Annotated in this window: 15 protein-coding genes; 1 reads left to right on the forward strand and 14 read right to left on the reverse strand. The window is 43.0% G+C overall.

Features of this window, described 5'->3' with window-relative positions; all coding sequences use genetic code 11:
• Positions 1–29: 29 nt before the first annotated feature.
• The 9 genes from MMP72_RS02760 to hisIE all read right to left on the reverse strand — a co-directional run bounded on the left by MMP72_RS02760 (position 30) and on the right by hisIE (position 10,183).
• Complete coding sequence (locus MMP72_RS02760) at positions 30–410, reverse strand: Na+/H+ antiporter subunit G (RefSeq protein ID WP_241314291.1); 381 nt, start codon at positions 408–410, stop codon at positions 30–32.
• Positions 411–421: 11 nt separating this feature from the next.
• Positions 422–697: a monovalent cation/H+ antiporter subunit F gene (locus MMP72_RS02765; RefSeq protein WP_241314293.1), complete on the reverse strand. Its 276-nt coding sequence runs from the start codon at positions 695–697 to the stop codon at positions 422–424.
• On the reverse strand, positions 694–1,221 hold the full coding sequence (locus tag MMP72_RS02770; protein WP_241314296.1) for a Na+/H+ antiporter subunit E: 528 nt from the start codon (positions 1,219–1,221) through the stop codon (positions 694–696). Before MMP72_RS02770 ends, MMP72_RS02765 begins: the two co-directional genes overlap by 4 nt.
• Positions 1,221–3,032, reverse strand: a complete 1,812-nt coding sequence (locus tag MMP72_RS02775; protein WP_241314298.1) for a monovalent cation/H+ antiporter subunit D — start codon at positions 3,030–3,032, stop codon at positions 1,221–1,223. The genes MMP72_RS02770 and MMP72_RS02775 overlap by 1 nt, the downstream gene beginning before the upstream one ends.
• The gene (locus tag MMP72_RS02780) at positions 3,032–3,400 is read right to left on the reverse strand and encodes a Na+/H+ antiporter subunit C (RefSeq protein ID WP_241314300.1); all 369 of its coding nucleotides are present in this window, start codon (positions 3,398–3,400) and stop codon (positions 3,032–3,034) included. Before MMP72_RS02780 ends, MMP72_RS02775 begins: the two co-directional genes overlap by 1 nt.
• 1 nt (position 3,401) lies before the next feature.
• The gene (locus tag MMP72_RS02785) at positions 3,402–6,245 is read right to left on the reverse strand and encodes a monovalent cation/H+ antiporter subunit A (RefSeq protein ID WP_241314569.1); all 2,844 of its coding nucleotides are present in this window, start codon (positions 6,243–6,245) and stop codon (positions 3,402–3,404) included.
• A 245-nt stretch (positions 6,246–6,490) separates the two neighbouring features.
• Positions 6,491–7,873: an AAA family ATPase gene (locus MMP72_RS02790; RefSeq protein WP_241314302.1), complete on the reverse strand. Its 1,383-nt coding sequence runs from the start codon at positions 7,871–7,873 to the stop codon at positions 6,491–6,493.
• 24 nt (positions 7,874–7,897) lie between these two features.
• Positions 7,898–9,406: a UvrD-helicase domain-containing protein gene (locus MMP72_RS02795; protein WP_241314304.1), complete on the reverse strand. Its 1,509-nt coding sequence runs from the start codon at positions 9,404–9,406 to the stop codon at positions 7,898–7,900.
• Between the two features lie 9 nt (positions 9,407–9,415).
• Positions 9,416–10,183, reverse strand: coding sequence for a bifunctional phosphoribosyl-AMP cyclohydrolase/phosphoribosyl-ATP diphosphatase HisIE (gene hisIE, locus MMP72_RS02800; RefSeq protein ID WP_241314306.1), 768 nt, complete (start codon positions 10,181–10,183; stop codon positions 9,416–9,418).
• Between the two features lie 239 nt (positions 10,184–10,422).
• Between hisIE and MMP72_RS02805 the strand changes: the two genes are divergently transcribed.
• Positions 10,423–10,689, forward strand: coding sequence for a hypothetical protein (locus tag MMP72_RS02805; protein WP_241314308.1), 267 nt, complete (start codon positions 10,423–10,425; stop codon positions 10,687–10,689).
• Between the two features lies 1 nt (position 10,690).
• Here the strand turns inward: MMP72_RS02805 and MMP72_RS02810 are convergent, their stop codons facing one another.
• The 5 genes from MMP72_RS02810 to ubiE form a co-directional block, all read right to left on the reverse strand.
• Complete coding sequence (locus MMP72_RS02810) at positions 10,691–11,077, reverse strand: VOC family protein (RefSeq protein WP_241314310.1); 387 nt, start codon at positions 11,075–11,077, stop codon at positions 10,691–10,693.
• 12 nt (positions 11,078–11,089) lie between these two features.
• Positions 11,090–12,406 carry an NAD(P)/FAD-dependent oxidoreductase gene (locus MMP72_RS02815; RefSeq protein ID WP_241314312.1) on the reverse strand — a complete coding sequence of 439 codons (1,317 nt, stop codon included), beginning with the start codon at positions 12,404–12,406 and terminating at the stop codon, positions 11,090–11,092.
• Positions 12,407–12,565: 159 nt separating this feature from the next.
• A complete protein-coding gene (locus tag MMP72_RS02820; protein ID WP_241314315.1) occupies positions 12,566–14,185 on the reverse strand; it encodes an AarF/UbiB family protein in 1,620 nt (539 codons plus the stop codon).
• A gap of 12 nt (positions 14,186–14,197) precedes the next feature.
• Positions 14,198–14,878 (reverse strand): hypothetical protein, encoded by a 681-nt coding sequence (locus tag MMP72_RS02825; RefSeq protein ID WP_241314317.1) that lies wholly within the window; start codon positions 14,876–14,878, stop codon positions 14,198–14,200.
• A gap of 10 nt (positions 14,879–14,888) precedes the next feature.
• Positions 14,889–15,830, reverse strand: a complete 942-nt coding sequence (gene ubiE, locus MMP72_RS02830) for a bifunctional demethylmenaquinone methyltransferase/2-methoxy-6-polyprenyl-1,4-benzoquinol methylase UbiE (protein ID WP_241314319.1) — start codon at positions 15,828–15,830, stop codon at positions 14,889–14,891.
• Between the last annotated feature and the right edge of the window lie 69 nt (positions 15,831–15,899).

Below are 15,899 nucleotides of genomic sequence, written 5' to 3' on the forward strand. Positions count from 1 at the left end.
TTCTAGAAATCTAAAATAAAAAAGACCAACTACAGTTGGTCTTTTTTATTGACAACGCGACGATAACGCTGCCAAGGAAGGGGGCGGTTTAAGGCTTCTGGTACATCACCACTGTTCGAACGTAGACGTAAATGTATCGCGGCTTGCGCCATCAAATTTGCAGATACGGGGGCTGTAATAAATGCAAAGAATGTGATGAGTAATTCGGCAAAACCAAAACGGCCTTGTGTTGCAGAAAAAATCATGGCTGCAATTAAAAAACTACCCAAACCAAGCGTACTTGATTTTGTTGGTGCATGTAGACGCATGAATAAGTCAGGTAGGCGAATCATACCGATCGAACCGACCAGCATAAAGAAAGCGCCAAAAATCACAAAGAATGAAACAATAATCTCAAAAAACAGTTGCATGATTCAGCTCCTTAATCAATCACATGACCAGTTGTGAAATAACGAGCAAGTGCGGTTGTAGAAACGAAACCGAGCATTGCAACCAGTAGAGCGCCTTCAAATAAATTGGTACTGACCCAATAAATGCCTAACACGATGATGAGACAGGTTGCATTAAGAAATAGGGTATCCAATGCAAGTAGACGATCAATGACAGAAGGGCCCGCGATGAGACGAATCAAACAAAGAAACATTGAGATGGTAATGGCAATTAAGCCAATACCAAGTGCATAAGGTAAAATGGTCATTTGCGGTTTCCCCCTGCAACTTTTACATCAAAGATTTCGATTAAAGGTTGTTCATAGCGTTGTTTGATTTCCTGCATATCCAGCTCAGTATCTTCTGTACTGAGTGCATGGATGAGAATATCACCACGTTCTTGATCGATTCCTGCTGAAACCGTGCCAGGTGTTGTGGTGATAATCATCGCAAGAAGTGTATTCACTTGCTCATGTTTGGTTTCAAGGGGAATTCGATACCACTGTGGATGTAATTTATCCATTGGGCCAAGGACCATTTTGGCGACTCGAAAATTCGAAATCACGATATCCCATAACACCACAAAAATCAGTTTGATGGCAGGAATCCAGTGAATATGGGGTGTTCGGGCAATAAAGGGACGAACGAGGCGGGGAATCACAATACCCAGCAGTAATGCAATCAATAGATCCGATGCATCTAAGCTATGCGCTAACATTAACCAAGAGAGAAATACCAAACAGGATACAAACGGATGTGGAAACCAACGATCCAGCAAAGTCACTTTTTGCATTAGTTTTCCTCCATTGGTTTGAGCTGTGTGTTATTTGGAATGGTTGGTGTTTGCAACGTCTGTTCCGCAATTTGACGCTGTTTATATTCAGAAATATGCTTCCCTTGTAAGGTTGGAGTCGCAATCATTTCTGGAATCAACAGTGCGTTTGGATCTTCGACTTCACCACCATATTTGGTTTCAGGTAAATAGCTCGGATCATACGGCTGTACGCTAATAATACGCCCTTGAGCATCTCTTTTAAGAATGGTTTGATTATAGAGTTCATTCTGTTGAATTTGCTGCGCGGTTGCAAACGTGTAGCGTTGAATGGGTGCGGCAAAGACTGCATAAGCAATCAGCCCAGCCAAAATGAGGTAAATGGCAACATCATTACGCTTTGGTGCATGTTCAGCTAAGGCTTGATAGGCAACATAAGCCTCTTTATCTTGATCTTTTTCAGGTGGTGTTGCTCGCCAAAATAGAATAAAACCAACCCGAGTGAGCGCAAGAATACTGAGTAAACTGACAACCAAAATAATTGCAATAATCCAGCCTTGATAAGCTGATTCGGCAGTCGCTTGTAAAATAAACACTTTACCCAAGAAACCACTAAAAGGTGGTAAACCTGCCAGCATTAAAGCAATCAGGAAGTAAGTCATCGCGGCAGCATTTTCATTTTTGATTTTGGGTGCAACTTTGAGGTGATCTTTAAATGTGCCACGTTGTGCCGTGATCCAACCGCAGAATAAATAAAAGGCTGCTGCAATCAGGGTACTATGAACTAGATAATATAACGCTGCCGCCCAAGCATAAGTATTGAACATGGCAATCGCAATGAGCAGGGTTCCGATGGAGGATAGCACCATAAAACCAACGAAGCGACGTAACCGATCTGCGCCTAATGCACCAATTACACCATAAATTGAGCTCACTAAACCAATGACCATCAGTATGTTTCTTAAAATACTTTGTGCTAAAGCATCATCAAACACGGTACCATTAATTCGTAAAATGGCATAAATCCCGACTTTGGTCATGATGGTGAAAATTGCTGCCACAGGTGTAGCTGCAACTGCATAGGTTTTCGGTAGCCAAAAACCGACAGGTAACATAGCGGCTTTAATACCAAAGACCACGAATAACAACAGCCCGCCTGCCACGGCGAGTTTATGTTGATCTGCATCCAGTAAGGGAATTAAACGGGCAACATCTGCCATATTTAAGCTACCCACACTGCCATAGATCATACCTAAACCGATGAGGAACAGGGCAGAGGCCAATAGGTTAATGGTGACATAATGTACGCCTAACTGGAAACGTGGGCGACCTTGACCATGTAATAGCAATACATAAGACGCCATTAACAAAATTTCAAAGAAGACAAACAGGTTAAATAAATCACCTGTTAAGAACGCACCGCAGACACCCATGAGCAAGAAGTGGAACATGGTATGAAAATAACGTCCACGCGTATCCCAATTGTCACTGGCATACCACAGCACAGGTAAAGCAAGGCTGTAGGTCAGTACCAACATAAATGCAGATAAGCGATCTAGTACTAAGACAATACCAAAAGGCGCAGACCATTCACTGAGCTGATAAACAGTAATTTGTCCTGTACTTGCAATGACGAGATAACTTACTGCTGTGATCAAACCTAAGATCACGGAAGCGAGGCTAATCCCTCGTCGCCATGGCTGTCGCCAATCCTGTTTTAATGAACCTGCCCCTGGATTACCAAATAAAATCAATAGAAAACTGGTGAATGCTGGGATCAGAATACTAATAACTGGAGCATGAGCCTGCCAAAAGTTGTGAAAATCAAACATTATGGCTCATCCTCTCGCGGGTCGTAAGTTAAGGTGGGTTCTTCTGTGGTATCGACATGATCACTGCCTGATTCATAACGACTGCGTAAAGCTAACTGAATGACAAAAGCAGTTGTGGCAAAACCAATTACAATCGCAGTGAGTACCAGTGCTTGTGGTAATGGATCTGTGACTCTGGTTGTTTCAGTTAAAATAGCAGGTGCATTGACTTGTAGACGTCCCATCGCAAATAGAAATAAATTGACAGCATAACCGATCATGGCTAAGCCTAAGACAACAGGAAAGGTTCTCGCTCTCAGGATTAAATAAATACCTGTTGCAATGAGTAAACCAATTGCCGAAGCCAATAAGAATTCTAGACTGATCATGTTATTTATCTCCACTTGGGATTGGGCCTGATACATTTGAGTGACGTGAGTCCCCTAGTACCGAGATCATCAACATGGTGGCACCCACCACAGTCATATAAACCCCGAGATCGAAACCAACAGCTGAAGCTAAATGCAGTTTGCCGAGCACAGGTAATTCCACATAAATATGTGCACTGGTCAAGAATGGGCGTGCCCATAACCAAGCTGCGATCCCCGACAAGCCTGCGACAGTCAGCCCTGAACCAATCCAGATTTCATATAAACGTCCCGATTTGGCTTTCAGATATTGCTCGGCCTGATCTTGTCCCAAAACGATGTATTGAATGATGAGTGCCATTGCCGTGATCAAACCCGCAATAAAGCCACCACCTGGATAATTATGGCCTCGCATGAAGATATAAAAGCTCACCACTAATGCCAATGGCAATATCCATGAAGCGGTGATCCGCAGCATCAATGGAGATGGATTAAAACGATAACTGAGTCCTTGCGTCATGGTGGTGCCATGTGCACGCATACCATCCATGAGACATAGTGCGCCAATCGCGGCAATACCGAGGACAGTAATTTCACCAAAGGTATCGAAACCACGGAAGTCAACCAGAATGACATTGACCACATTGGAACCGCCACCCAATGGAATGGCTTGTTGCATGAAGAACCATGAAATTGAATTATGGTCACGCGTTAAGATCAACCAAGCGATCCAGCCAATGCCTAAGCCACCTGCGATAGCAATACTGGCATCTCGCCAACGGCGTGGTCGACTCGACTCATAAGGGGTCAGTTGTGGCAGTAAAGACAAACTCATCAATAACAAGACGGTTGTGACTACATCGACAGTGATTTGTGTCAACGCAAGGTCTGGTGCCGATAAAGAGACGAAAGTCATGGTAACCACTAAACCGACTGCCCCGCTAATCAGAACGGCTTTGATCCGTTCATGATGGAACCACAGCATCATCCAGCAGCCAGAGAACAATGTGAGCCAGAGTACGATTGCAACCCAAGGTGCATGTGTAAGTTCGCGTGTTCCTGTGGTTAAACCTTGATTGAAAAGTGGTAAAGCCACCATCACGACGCTAAACAGAACAATCAAAAGTAAGTAATGCTGTAAAGAGCCATTTTCAGTGCGTTGCTTTATTTTACGGCTGGTGAGTAATAAGTGTTTCAGGAACAATTCAAAGAGAATTTTGCCTTGGAATCTACCGAGATAATGATCAAGGTCAATCTTGCGGATAAGGCCGTCTTTGGCAAGCGCAAAGTAAAAAATTGTTCCACCAACCAATGCGATCAGACTCATGATCAACGGTGCATTGATACCATGCCAAATCGCTAAATGGGTGCCTACAAATTCAGGTTGAGCCAAACTGGCACGCGTCACACTATTGACAAATGTTTCCGCCAGTAAAGCAGGGAAGATCCCAACCAAGATGCAGAGTACTGCCAGAATAATGGCAGGCATACGCATGCCTAAGTGCGGTTCATGGGCATCTTTATTTGGAACTTGTTTGCCGACCGCACCATCAAAAAATACACCGTGGACTAAGCGGACTGAATACGCGACTGCAAAGATACCTGCCAACGTTGCCACAATTGCGGAAATAATCATGACAGGGCCAGACAAGTTGGCCAGTAACTCTGTGAAGAACATTTCTTTTGAGATAAAGCCATTGGTAAATGGCACACCTGCCATCGAGGCGGCAGTAATCATGGTCAAGGTTGCGGTGAATGGCAGCAGTTGCCAAACTCCACTGAGCTTGCGCAAATCACGTGTGCCTGTTTCATGGTCAATAATCCCTGCGATCATAAACAATGCGGCTTTAAAGGTTGCATGGTTAATGATATGGAAAATTGCAGCGGCAACCGCAAGAGGGGAACCAATACCAAGTAGGCAAACGATCAAACCTAAATGACTGATCGTAGAATAAGCCAATAGCCCTTTGAGGTCTTCTTTGAAAATGGCAAAACCTGCGGCCATACACAAGGTGAACAAGCCTACAAAGGTCACAATGTTGTGATACAACGCAGCACCAATGAAGATCGGCGCTAAGCGAGCCAACAAGAAAATCCCAGCTTTAACCATGGTGGCCGAGTGTAAATAAGCAGACACTGGCGTTGGCGCTGCCATGGCATTGGGAAGCCAAAAGTGAAATGGGAACTGCGCACTTTTGGTAAATGCACCGAGCAGAATCAGTAATAATGTCGGTACAAACAGGTCATGTTGTTGAATCGTTTCTTTCATCAACACTAGCTGATCAATCTCATAGGTCCCCGTGATTTGTCCAAGTAGAACAAAGCCACCGAGCATTGCGAGACCACCTAAACCAGTGATAGTTAGGGCCATACGTGCGCCGCGTTGTGCAGCATCGTATTGACTCCAATAACCTACCAGCAGGAAGGATGAAATACTGGTCAGTTCCCAAAAGACTAATAATAAAATTAAGTTATTCGAGAATGAAACGCCCAACATGGCGGCCATAAACAACATCAATAATTGATAAAGTTTGGTCAGCGAGTTTTTAGGACTTAAATAATAATACGCATAAATATAAATCAGGGTACCGATACCGCTAATCAGTAGACCAAATAATAAACCTAAGGCATCTAGGCGGAAACTCAGATTGATTCCAAGTTGTGGCAGCCAATCCCAGCTTTGTTGCAGGGTATTGCCCTGTAAAATGGTGGGTGCCTGAGTTAATAATAAAATAAAACAACTCAGACTGATGCCAATCGCCCCAAGTGCCGTCATGCCGCGTGAGATACGTTGCAATTGTGGGATTAGGATGGTGCCGAGTATGAGCGGTAATAGGATAATAATCGGTAGCACACTGATATCCATGTCGATGATGTAGGTCAAAAAGGACCTAAGGTGAATTTTCACTCAAGACTTACAGGCGCTCAAAGAGAATGCCAAAGCTTTAAATCTTGAAGCCCAATCAAGTTAATAGAGCAGTAAGTTGTATTGCGCAACTTAATAATAAAAAGCGATTTATCTTACTATAAAATGAGCAAAAAAGATTGAGTTATTACACGAAAAACACAGATCAATAGGTAAAAATATGGCAGGTCTTAAATTATGCTGTGCTAGGACGAACTTCTTTGTGGTGTATCATCTATTTTTAAAAGGTTGAGTAAATCATTTTTTTCTTGCTGGTCAAGTTCTTGTATTTGATTAAATAATTCATCTACTTTGCTGTTGAGTGTTTCAGTCTCAGCAAGTTCTGGATTCAGTGGTTCAGCTTGCTCAACTGGCTGTGATAGCTCATTATAAAGTTGCGAAAATTGTTGTTGTGATTTCTCAAGATTGATTTCATATATTTCTTGTGAATCCAACCGTAAGCATTGATAGTGCAGCGCGTGTTCGAGCAGTTCATCACGATTGCCTGTCACGATAATTTGTAGACGAGGGAAGGCTTGATGTAGGCGTTCAAGAATTTCTGCACACATATTTTGATCTAATTGTACGTCGATTTGATCAATCAGTAAGATACCTTCACCTTCTAAACATGGATCAAAACAATGTTGATTGAGTAAGCACAAGCGGCGGCTAATGTCGCCAACCAGTGCAATCCATGTTTTTTGTGAGGCAGATAGTTGCTGAAATGGGATCAATTGTTCTTGGTAACGCACGATCAGTTGGAGCTTTGGTACATATTGAACATAAATATCACTCAGCTCGGGAAAAACCGTGGTTAAGCTTTTTTTCAATGCGTATAGATTAGGGGCAGAAAGTTGTTTCGGGTGCTTGATCAGTTCTTGTTGTAGTTCTTGTAATATTTCAGATTGGTTTTGTTGATTAAAATCATTGCCCATTAAGCGTCTAACAATATGCGCTGAGTGTGCATTTTCGACATCACTAATTTCGCGGAACCACTCAAAAAAACGAGAAAAAGTGGTGTAAGGGATCGCGGTAAGATCATAAGCCGAAATTTTTTGTAAAATGCCGGGTACATTTTTACTTTGTAAATTGATGTCTTGCACAAAGCGTTCGGCAGGGTAGTAGGCGATGAGGGGAAGGCCGAAGAGAGGGTCTTGTTGGTGGGTTTTCTGGTACAAGCTCACCATTTGGTCGAGTTGCTGTGTTTCAACCTGACTAATCCCGACCCCTTGATTATTAAAGGTTTTAAACAGTTTCCAGCTACAGCTTTGGGTGTCGGTCTGTTGTGCAGAGCTACTTTCTGTTAAGACGTTGTTGAGTTCACTGCTGATACACACTTGCACCTGAATTTTGGCCTGTAGGCGTGTCAGCATAATATCTTGATCTGCGATGACCACACCTGCGGTTCTGATATCTTTGTACCGCGCTGAAAACCAAGACAGTGCCTGATAGATATTTCTTAAAACGGTGGTTTTACCAGTGGCTTGATCCCCTAGGATCAGGGTAATAGGATGCTGTTCAGGTTGAAACGCTATGCTAAGGTCTCGAAACATGCCAACATGTTTGAATTGAACCGATTCAAGTTGCATAAGCTTACCTCGATCATGGGCGCTTTAACCTGCGGATTTTTGAAGGCTGGAGGGAGCGCATCGTTTTAGTTTTAATTGTTGTATTAAGTCAAAAAGATGATGGATATTTAAACTTACTTTAGCACGAGTGCAGGCAACGTAAAGTAATCTTAATTCTTCGTCTGTAATTTTATGTTCACGTCCATTTATTTTAAATTGGTAATCATCTTCAATATGGACCCGATTCCATTCTAAACCTTTGGCTTTATGTGCAGTTGAAATCACATAGTCGGCTTGTTCGATCGGGGTGATTTTAGCCAGCGCTCTTTTCAATGGATCTGTGCCATGTTCATCGACCAATTTGACTAAAGGTTTGATGTCACTACCATCATTGGTTTCGCAATATTCATGCACGTCATGCCAAGAATTAAACCAAGCCAATTCAGGCACATCGACAATACGCTTACCTTGTTTGAGTAGGCTCGCAGCATCGACAAAACGACTGAGTTTTTGATGATCGGCTTGTAAACCGACTTTATCACCATGCACTAAACCTGCCAGTAACAATTCCATGGCACGGGCATTAGTACGACACAGAATTGCATCGCGCATTTTGGTATGCGGTTTATTCACCACACTCGATTTGACATTGGGATTACCTAGAAGTGGCACGGTTTCATTGAGGGCACCCAATAAACTATTGGCGACATCTGCAATAGCATCCCCAAAACGGAACGAGGTGGTTAAGCGACTTTCAGGCAACGGCATTTGTTGCATGGCATTGATTGCACCACGCCATGCATAGATTTGTTGGTGCGCATCGCCGACATAAATCACTTGCGTACTTTTCTGCCGCAATAAAATTCCCAGCATCAGTGGATCGGCATCTTGTGCCTCATCAAACAGAACATAATCAGCTGGAATATTTGGTTCAGACAAAGCCCACAATTTGAGGTAAATGTCATGCCCAACGCCCGCTTGATGATTGGGATCAATCGACTCTAACCAGCGGCGTTCTACTGCTGGGTAAAGATGTTGCTGTAAGGATTCGATATCATCTTGATGTAACCAACTGGGTGCTTGAATATGGCGTGGTGCAGGATACTGCGAGCTGGTCGAACAGAAATAACTGACGGTATTGGCCACCAAACTGGCAAGCCGACTTGGCATCAATACATATTTTTCATAGCGTCCACCCATTAAGCGTCGCAGGGTAATCGGCTCTAAACGATATTCTTTGGCGATAAAACTAGGACTTAAGCGCGGTAAGCGTAATTTATCGGTGATTCCACGTGGAACACTGCGAAATGCCAGCGAGTGAAAGGTACGACAATTAACATTGCCATGAAATTTACTCTGCGCTTCAGTGGCAATGGCTTTGTTAAATGCCAAATACATGCCACGCCGTTCAGGCATAGCATCGCTGATCATTTGTAAAGTTGTGGTTTTACCTGTGCCAGCATAGGCAATCACTTTAAAGGATTGTCCTAAACGAGCGTTATCTATGGCAATGGCTTGCTCATAGGTGGCTTTGGGTTTTTCAGTATTTGACACAGGTTTGGATTACGCCTCTTTGTTACGGTTTGCTTTTTCAACTAAACCTGATAAACCTTGACGGCGTGCTAACTCATCTAAAACCACTTGTGGATCAAGATCGAAGTAACCGAGCATGACGATACTGTGGAACCATAAATCTGCCACTTCATAGATGAGGTCGTGTTTATTTTCCAAAGAAGCATGCACCGCATAATCTTTAGCAGCGATAATCGTTTCGACATTTTCTTCGCCGACTTTTTCTAAAATCTTATTGATGCCTTTTTTATATAGGCTTGCGATATAAGAGTTATCGGCTTCTGCTTTTTTGCGTTGTTGCATCAAACGACCTAAATAGTCGAGTACATCCACTTGTTCACTTTGACTGTGATCGTGAGTGTCTGTTTTTGCAGAGCTGCCGTAAATTGCAGTAGGGTCTTTCAGTTGTGCATCAACCGTTTCCCAGCCTTGTGGTGTTAGCTTGCGGTAGAAACAAGACTCACGACCAGTATGGCAGGCGATACCGCCATGTTGTTCAATTTGTAAGATGATGACATCGGCATCACAGTCGAGACGGATTTCGTGTACCGTTTGGAAATGACCTGATTCTTCGCCTTTATGCCATAATTTTTGGCGTGAACGTGAGTAATACACAGCTTGGTTTTTTTCTGCGGTCAATTGCAACGCTTCACGATTCATCCACGCAACCATTAACACTCGACCTGTTTGATGATGTTGTGCAATGGCAGGAACAAGACCATTGGAATCAAATTTAACTTCATCTAACCAGTTTGACATGAGTGAAAATCCATTGAGTGGAGAGCAGCTAGTTTAGCCTGTGTGGCTAGGGTTGGCTATGCTTGTTGGGTAAAAAGTCGGTTTGGTGTTTTTTGCATGATGCTGACACAAAGAAGTTTATATTTTATAAATAGTATTTAGTTCACCTATTTTTTAGCAATAAACTCTTTTCTTTGACTAAAATGCAGAGAAGTGTAAAAAGATTATATGAATGTTGGCTAAATTAGGAGGACTGAATATTGAATAATAATGAAAATTTAGCTTGTCGTGTTTGTGGGCTTATCCAATGCGAAGAACCGTGGGGGGAAGACGGTAAGATACCTAATTATGCCATTTGTGCCTGTTGTGGAACGGAGTTTGGATATGAAGACTATACAAAAGAATCAGTGTTGATCCAACGTAAAAAATGGCTAGATGCAGGTGGAGGTTGGTGGGAGTTAAAAGATAAGCCAAATAATTGGAATATTAATGAGCAGTTGAAAAATATCCCGATAGATTACAAATAACTCAGGTTTTTTCGTAGTTCGAGATTTCAATCAGATTTTGATCTGGATCTCGTAAATAGACCGATAGAATTTTGCCCATTGCCCCAGTTCTTTCAATCGGTCCCTCAACGACTTCAATATTTAGGCTTTGCAGATGGCTGACCACTTCATTTAATGGCGTTTCGGCAATAAAGCATAAATCTGCCGAACCAGCGGTAGGCTGAAATGCTTTAGGTTCAAACTCTTTTCCGACTTGATGTAGATTAATTTTCTGAGCACCAAATTGCAGTGCTTTGCGGTTTTCAGCAAAAGTAATTACCTCAAAATTGAGTACAGATTGATAGAACTGACAGGTGCTTTCAATATCGGCTACGGTCAGTACTAAATGGTCTAAATGACTAATTTTCATATTTCATAGCGCTTATTCATATTCAGGTAGAGGTTCACTTTTTGTCTTGGATGTATGATCTCGCTCAGCATATTGCGCTACTTGCTGATAATCAAGCTGTTGAAACAAGCTCGTTTTTAAACCTGAAATGGTGATGGCCATTTCCTTGCGAAAATAGGGGATTTGATACATCCACGGAAAGGTGAGATCGCGTAAACCACCTGCCCACCAGTGATTAGATTGATAAAGTGGTGTCAGTAGACGGCTCAGAAATTGATAAAACTGGGTAGAAGAGCGACGATGCTGGTGGTAATGTTGCCATAGCATTGGCCAATTAATCTGCTGATTTTTCTTCGCAGCTTGTACCGATTGCGAAAAAGCCCACGCATCTAGCAGTGCCATATTGGCACCTTGTCCCAATTGAGGGCTCATGGCATGTGCTGCATCACCGATCACTCCAATTCGTCCTTGGCCATATTGTGACATCACCACATCACGGTATTGGGCGGATAACCATTGTGGTTGGATGTGTTCATCATACAAAATCTGTTTTAACCATTCAGCCACCTCGGGCCAGCGTTCGGAAACTTGATTTAACCATTGTTGCTTTGCCTGCTCATCTTTTAAAAATGATTGTAACTGTGTGGTTGGTAGGCTCCAAAATACACTGGAAAGTCGTTGCTGCGGAGCAGAGGGGATTGCACCTGTGGGCAGAATACCCATCATGATTTTTGAGCGATCATAAAATTGATGCAGAATTTCAGGATTCAGCGCCAAACATTCAGGCACGATGCTCCACGCTGCGCCCCATGGATAAGCTTGATCGACCTTCACCCATTGTTTAGGTCGCAATTGGCTACGTGCACCATTGGCAATCAGAATAGCATCAAAGCAGGCATCAAATTTGTTTTGTTGCTGCGTACCCAATAATCGAACTTCATGGGAACTTTCTTGGATCTGATCAATGCTGTGACTCATCCGCCAAGTTACATGGCTCGAATATTCAGCCAGCTTTTTTGTGAGTACATGGCACAGGGTGGCGCGGTGAATGCCTAGACCATATAGGTTTGGAGCTGCTTGATGGTAATGGCTATTGACCAGAAGTCGTTTATTCGGAAGTCGCCCCTCTAAACCTGTGACGTTTGCCCCAAGCTGTAAGGCATGATCAAGTACACCGAGATGTTCAAACACCGCCAAGCCAGCAGGTTGTAAGAGTAAGCCAGCGCCCACAGGGGAGAGTTCATCCACTTGTTCAAAAATAGTGACGTGATTGCCTTCACGTGCAAGCAGAATTGCGGTTGCGAGTCCTGCTGTGCCCGCACCAATAATGGCAAAATGGGGTGTTTTCATTGTTTGTTCTTTTTCAATTATTTATATGATTGGTCTAATAAGGATATTAACTGATTTGTAGACCTTTACCAAAAACGAGGGAAGCTTTAAACACGTTATCCATGCTGCTTCCACGATAGTTGATAAAATTAAGGTTCTGTATTCAATTAAATATTGGGGTTATTTCACCACACGCCAAAGTGCTAAAAGACTACTTAAGACGATCAATACGACTGACACAAACCATGGCGTGATAATCGCGATGGTCAATAAAATCAAGAGTGAGCTACCAAACACCCAACTACGGCGTTGTTGCTGTTGCATTTGCAAGCGCATCTGTTGAATTTCTTTGAGTTGTTTGTCATGCCAAGCGGATTGGTTTTTCAAACCATTTAAACTGTCGATGAGTAGACTTGGTAAATCTTGAGCGCCAAGTAATAAGTCAGGAATTTGCTGGCCTAGCTCTTTCATATTTTTGACTGGATTCATATTGGCTTTGACCCATTCAGTCAGAATCGGTTTGGCCAGTTTCCAGATATCCAGTTGAGGGTATAGATCAGTTCCTAAGCCTTCCACATGAACCAGTGTTTTGAGCAGCAACATTAACTGTGGTGGAATTTCCAAATGGAAACGACGCGCAATGTCCATCACCTGAATCAGAATCCCTGCGAAGTCCAGTTGATCCATTGGTTTTGAGACCATTGGCCCAACAGTGCGGCGCATTTCACGAGACAACGCATCTTGATCGGTACCCGGTGGAATCCAGCCAGCCTGATGCACAATCTGAACCAACTGCATAAAGTTGCTGTTCATAACCGCAAGTAACATCCGTGCAATCGTCATTTGATCATGTTTCGACAATTCACCCATGATCGCGCAGTCCAACGCAATAAAGCGCGGATTACTTGGGTTAATGGTTTCAACAAAGACATTGCCTGGGTGCATGTCAGCATGGAAAAAGTTGTCACGGAATACTTGGGTAAAGAAAATAGTTAAGCCTTTTTCTGCCAGATCCGCGCGATCCATTCCTAAACGGTCAAAGGTCGCTGTATCCGAAATCGGTACACCAGTGATGCGTTCAGCCACCATCACGTCTTTACTGTCCATATAGACTTCAGGCACGTACATCATGCTTGAGCCAGTAAAGTAATGACGCATACGACGGGTATTATCGGCCTCAAGACTCAGATCAAGCTCATTTAAAATGATTTGACGGTAGTCTTGAATGATCTCTGATAAATGTAGGGCACGAGCAGCTTCTATACGATTTTCTAACCAGTCACCTAGCCAAGCGAGAATTTCAAAGTCTTGTAAAATTTGATTGCGAATATCTGGGCGAGTGACTTTCACCACCACTTCACGACCGTCATGTAATGCAGCGGTGTGAACTTGAGCAATTGATGCTGCAGCAAGGGGTTGTTCATCAAAACGCGAAAACAAGGTGGAAACATCAGCTTTTAATGATTCTTGAATCCGTTGTTTTGCGAGCTGTACATCAAATGGTTTTACGCGATCTTGTAATAACACCAGTTGTGATAGGATTTCTGGTGGGATCAGATCACGACGGGTAGAGAGTAATTGACCCAGCTTAATCGCTAAAGGTCCCATATCCTCTAAGGCTTCTTTGAGCTTGAGTGGATTCTTTTTCTCACGACTCGACCATGCCGCAGGGTGGGTTTTAATCACATTTAAGGCATGACGTGCTTTTACAGGTAATTCTTCCGCGGGGAACAAGGTGTCGAGCCGATAATGTGCTGCGATCTGCCAAAGTTCAAATAACCGTTTAATATGCGGAATCATATACAATCTTACCTAGTCGTGTGAGGGTTGCTTTTGTGGATGGAGCTGTGCGTGTAACCGTTGAAGTTTAGCTGCTAAGCGATCAATTTCTTGATTGAGTTGACGTGTTTCTCGATTGAGATCATCCATTTGCCAGCGTGGTGCAAATAGCCCACTGTCTTCTTTTAAAGCATCTTCAACAAAGAATAAATGGCTTTGCAACGAACGTTTTAGCTGTTGTGGTGCATGCTGAATTTTACCCAGTTCATGTGCCAGTTGTGGACCAATCCAAGGTGATAAATGCGCAGCGAGATCAGGCTCAGCTTGCTGCATAATTCTTTGAATCTCTTGTAAGAGATGATAATCACCTTGCAGTGGAATATTCCCAATTTGATCCATATCACTGAGTAATAATTTGACTAATTCAACTGCATTTTCAACATGTAGGGTTGCAGTTGCATCAGTGAGTTTATTTTGATGATCAAAGGGTCGTTGTTCAAAGATGGACGGTGTTTGACTTTGTCCTGTCACCGTAGGTTCGAGTCGAACTTTATTTTCATCAAAAAACACATCAACAGAGAGTTGGGGACTGTTGATCACCACTCGCAATAATTGGCCTTGTAATTGATTGAGTTGAACGCGGGTAATCGCATCCAAATCAATCACATGATGAATGATACGTTCGACTGCACCCAGTGCTAAAATCGACCACATATCTTAAACCTTACAGTTTGAATCCACGGTGAACTGCCACAATACCACCTGTTAAGTTGTGGTAATCACAGCTTTGGAAGCCTGCATTTTCCATCATCCCTTTTAATGTGCGTTGGTCAGGGTGCATACGGATGGATTCAGCGAGGTATTTATAGCTTTCAGCATCATTCGCGACCAACTTGCCCATGATCGGGAGCGCCGTGAATGAATAAAAATCATAAAGTTTTGAGAAGGGTTCAAACACAGGTTTTGAAAATTCGAGCACCAATAAACGACCACCTGGTTTCAAGACACGATACATGGCTTGTAAGGCCGCATCTTTATCGGTCACGTTGCGTAAACCAAAGCTAATGGTGAGTAAATCGAAGCTATTGTCTGCAAAGGGTTCTAGGGTTTCTGCGTTGGCAAGCACAAAATCAACGTTGGTACAGCCTGCATCAATCAGACGATCACGTCCGACATTCAACATGGATTCATTAATATCTGAAAGGACTACATGACCTTGAGGGCCGACTTCACGACTAAATACTTTCGCAAGGTCACCTGTACCGCCTGCGATATCTAATACATGCTGTCCACGACGAACACCTGACATATTAATAGCAAAGCGCTTCCAAAGACGATGAATACCAAATGACATCAAGTCATTCATGATGTCGTATTTGCTCGCAACGGAATGGAATACTTCTGCAACTTTTTGTGCTTTATCATCACTACTAACGGTTTGATAACCAAAGTGAGTGGTCTCACCCACATTGCCTGTATTTGCACCACGCGGTAAGTTGTATTTTGGAACCGAACCAGTTGGTGTTGATGCTAGACCTTGTTGTAATGTTTGTTGCTGACCTTGTGGTGCGCCTTGCGGAAGGGGTGAACTTAGGAATGGGCTGACTTTGTCTGAACTTGGTTTTTGCTCAACTTCTGGGGTGGGCTGTTGGTTTTCGTTAGACATTGTTTTCTCCTAAACTTTCGTTCTAGCGGCACGAATCAGCATGCATGATGACAGATTTTGTAATTTTTT

The organism is Acinetobacter sp. NIPH 2699 (assembly GCF_022549355.1).
GTDB lineage: Bacteria > Pseudomonadota > Gammaproteobacteria > Pseudomonadales > Moraxellaceae > Acinetobacter.

Bases quoted from the DNA above. Each gene is read 5' to 3' on its own strand.
- MMP72_RS02760 (WP_241314291.1), bottom strand. From the start codon at position 410: ATGCAACTGTTTTTTGAGATTATTGTTTCATTCTTTGTGATTTTTGGC.
- MMP72_RS02765 (WP_241314293.1), bottom strand. From the start codon at position 697: ATGACCATTTTACCTTATGCACTTGGTATTGGCTTAATTGCCATTACC.
- MMP72_RS02770 (WP_241314296.1), bottom strand. From the start codon at position 1,221: ATGCAAAAAGTGACTTTGCTGGATCGTTGGTTTCCACATCCGTTTGTA.
- MMP72_RS02775 (WP_241314298.1), bottom strand. From the start codon at position 3,032: ATGTTTGATTTTCACAACTTTTGGCAGGCTCATGCTCCAGTTATTAGT.
- MMP72_RS02780 (WP_241314300.1), bottom strand. From the start codon at position 3,400: ATGATCAGTCTAGAATTCTTATTGGCTTCGGCAATTGGTTTACTCATT.
- MMP72_RS02785 (WP_241314569.1), bottom strand. From the start codon at position 6,245: ATGGATATCAGTGTGCTACCGATTATTATCCTATTACCGCTCATACTC.
- MMP72_RS02790 (WP_241314302.1), bottom strand. From the start codon at position 7,873: ATGCAACTTGAATCGGTTCAATTCAAACATGTTGGCATGTTTCGAGAC.
- hisIE (WP_241314306.1), bottom strand. From the start codon at position 10,183: ATGTCAAACTGGTTAGATGAAGTTAAATTTGATTCCAATGGTCTTGTT.
- MMP72_RS02810 (WP_241314310.1), bottom strand. From the start codon at position 11,077: ATGAAAATTAGTCATTTAGACCATTTAGTACTGACCGTAGCCGATATT.
- MMP72_RS02815 (WP_241314312.1), bottom strand. From the start codon at position 12,406: ATGAAAACACCCCATTTTGCCATTATTGGTGCGGGCACAGCAGGACTC.
- MMP72_RS02820 (WP_241314315.1), bottom strand. From the start codon at position 14,185: ATGATTCCGCATATTAAACGGTTATTTGAACTTTGGCAGATCGCAGCA.
- MMP72_RS02825 (WP_241314317.1), bottom strand. From the start codon at position 14,878: ATGTGGTCGATTTTAGCACTGGGTGCAGTCGAACGTATCATTCATCAT.
- ubiE (WP_241314319.1), bottom strand. From the start codon at position 15,830: ATGTCTAACGAAAACCAACAGCCCACCCCAGAAGTTGAGCAAAAACCA.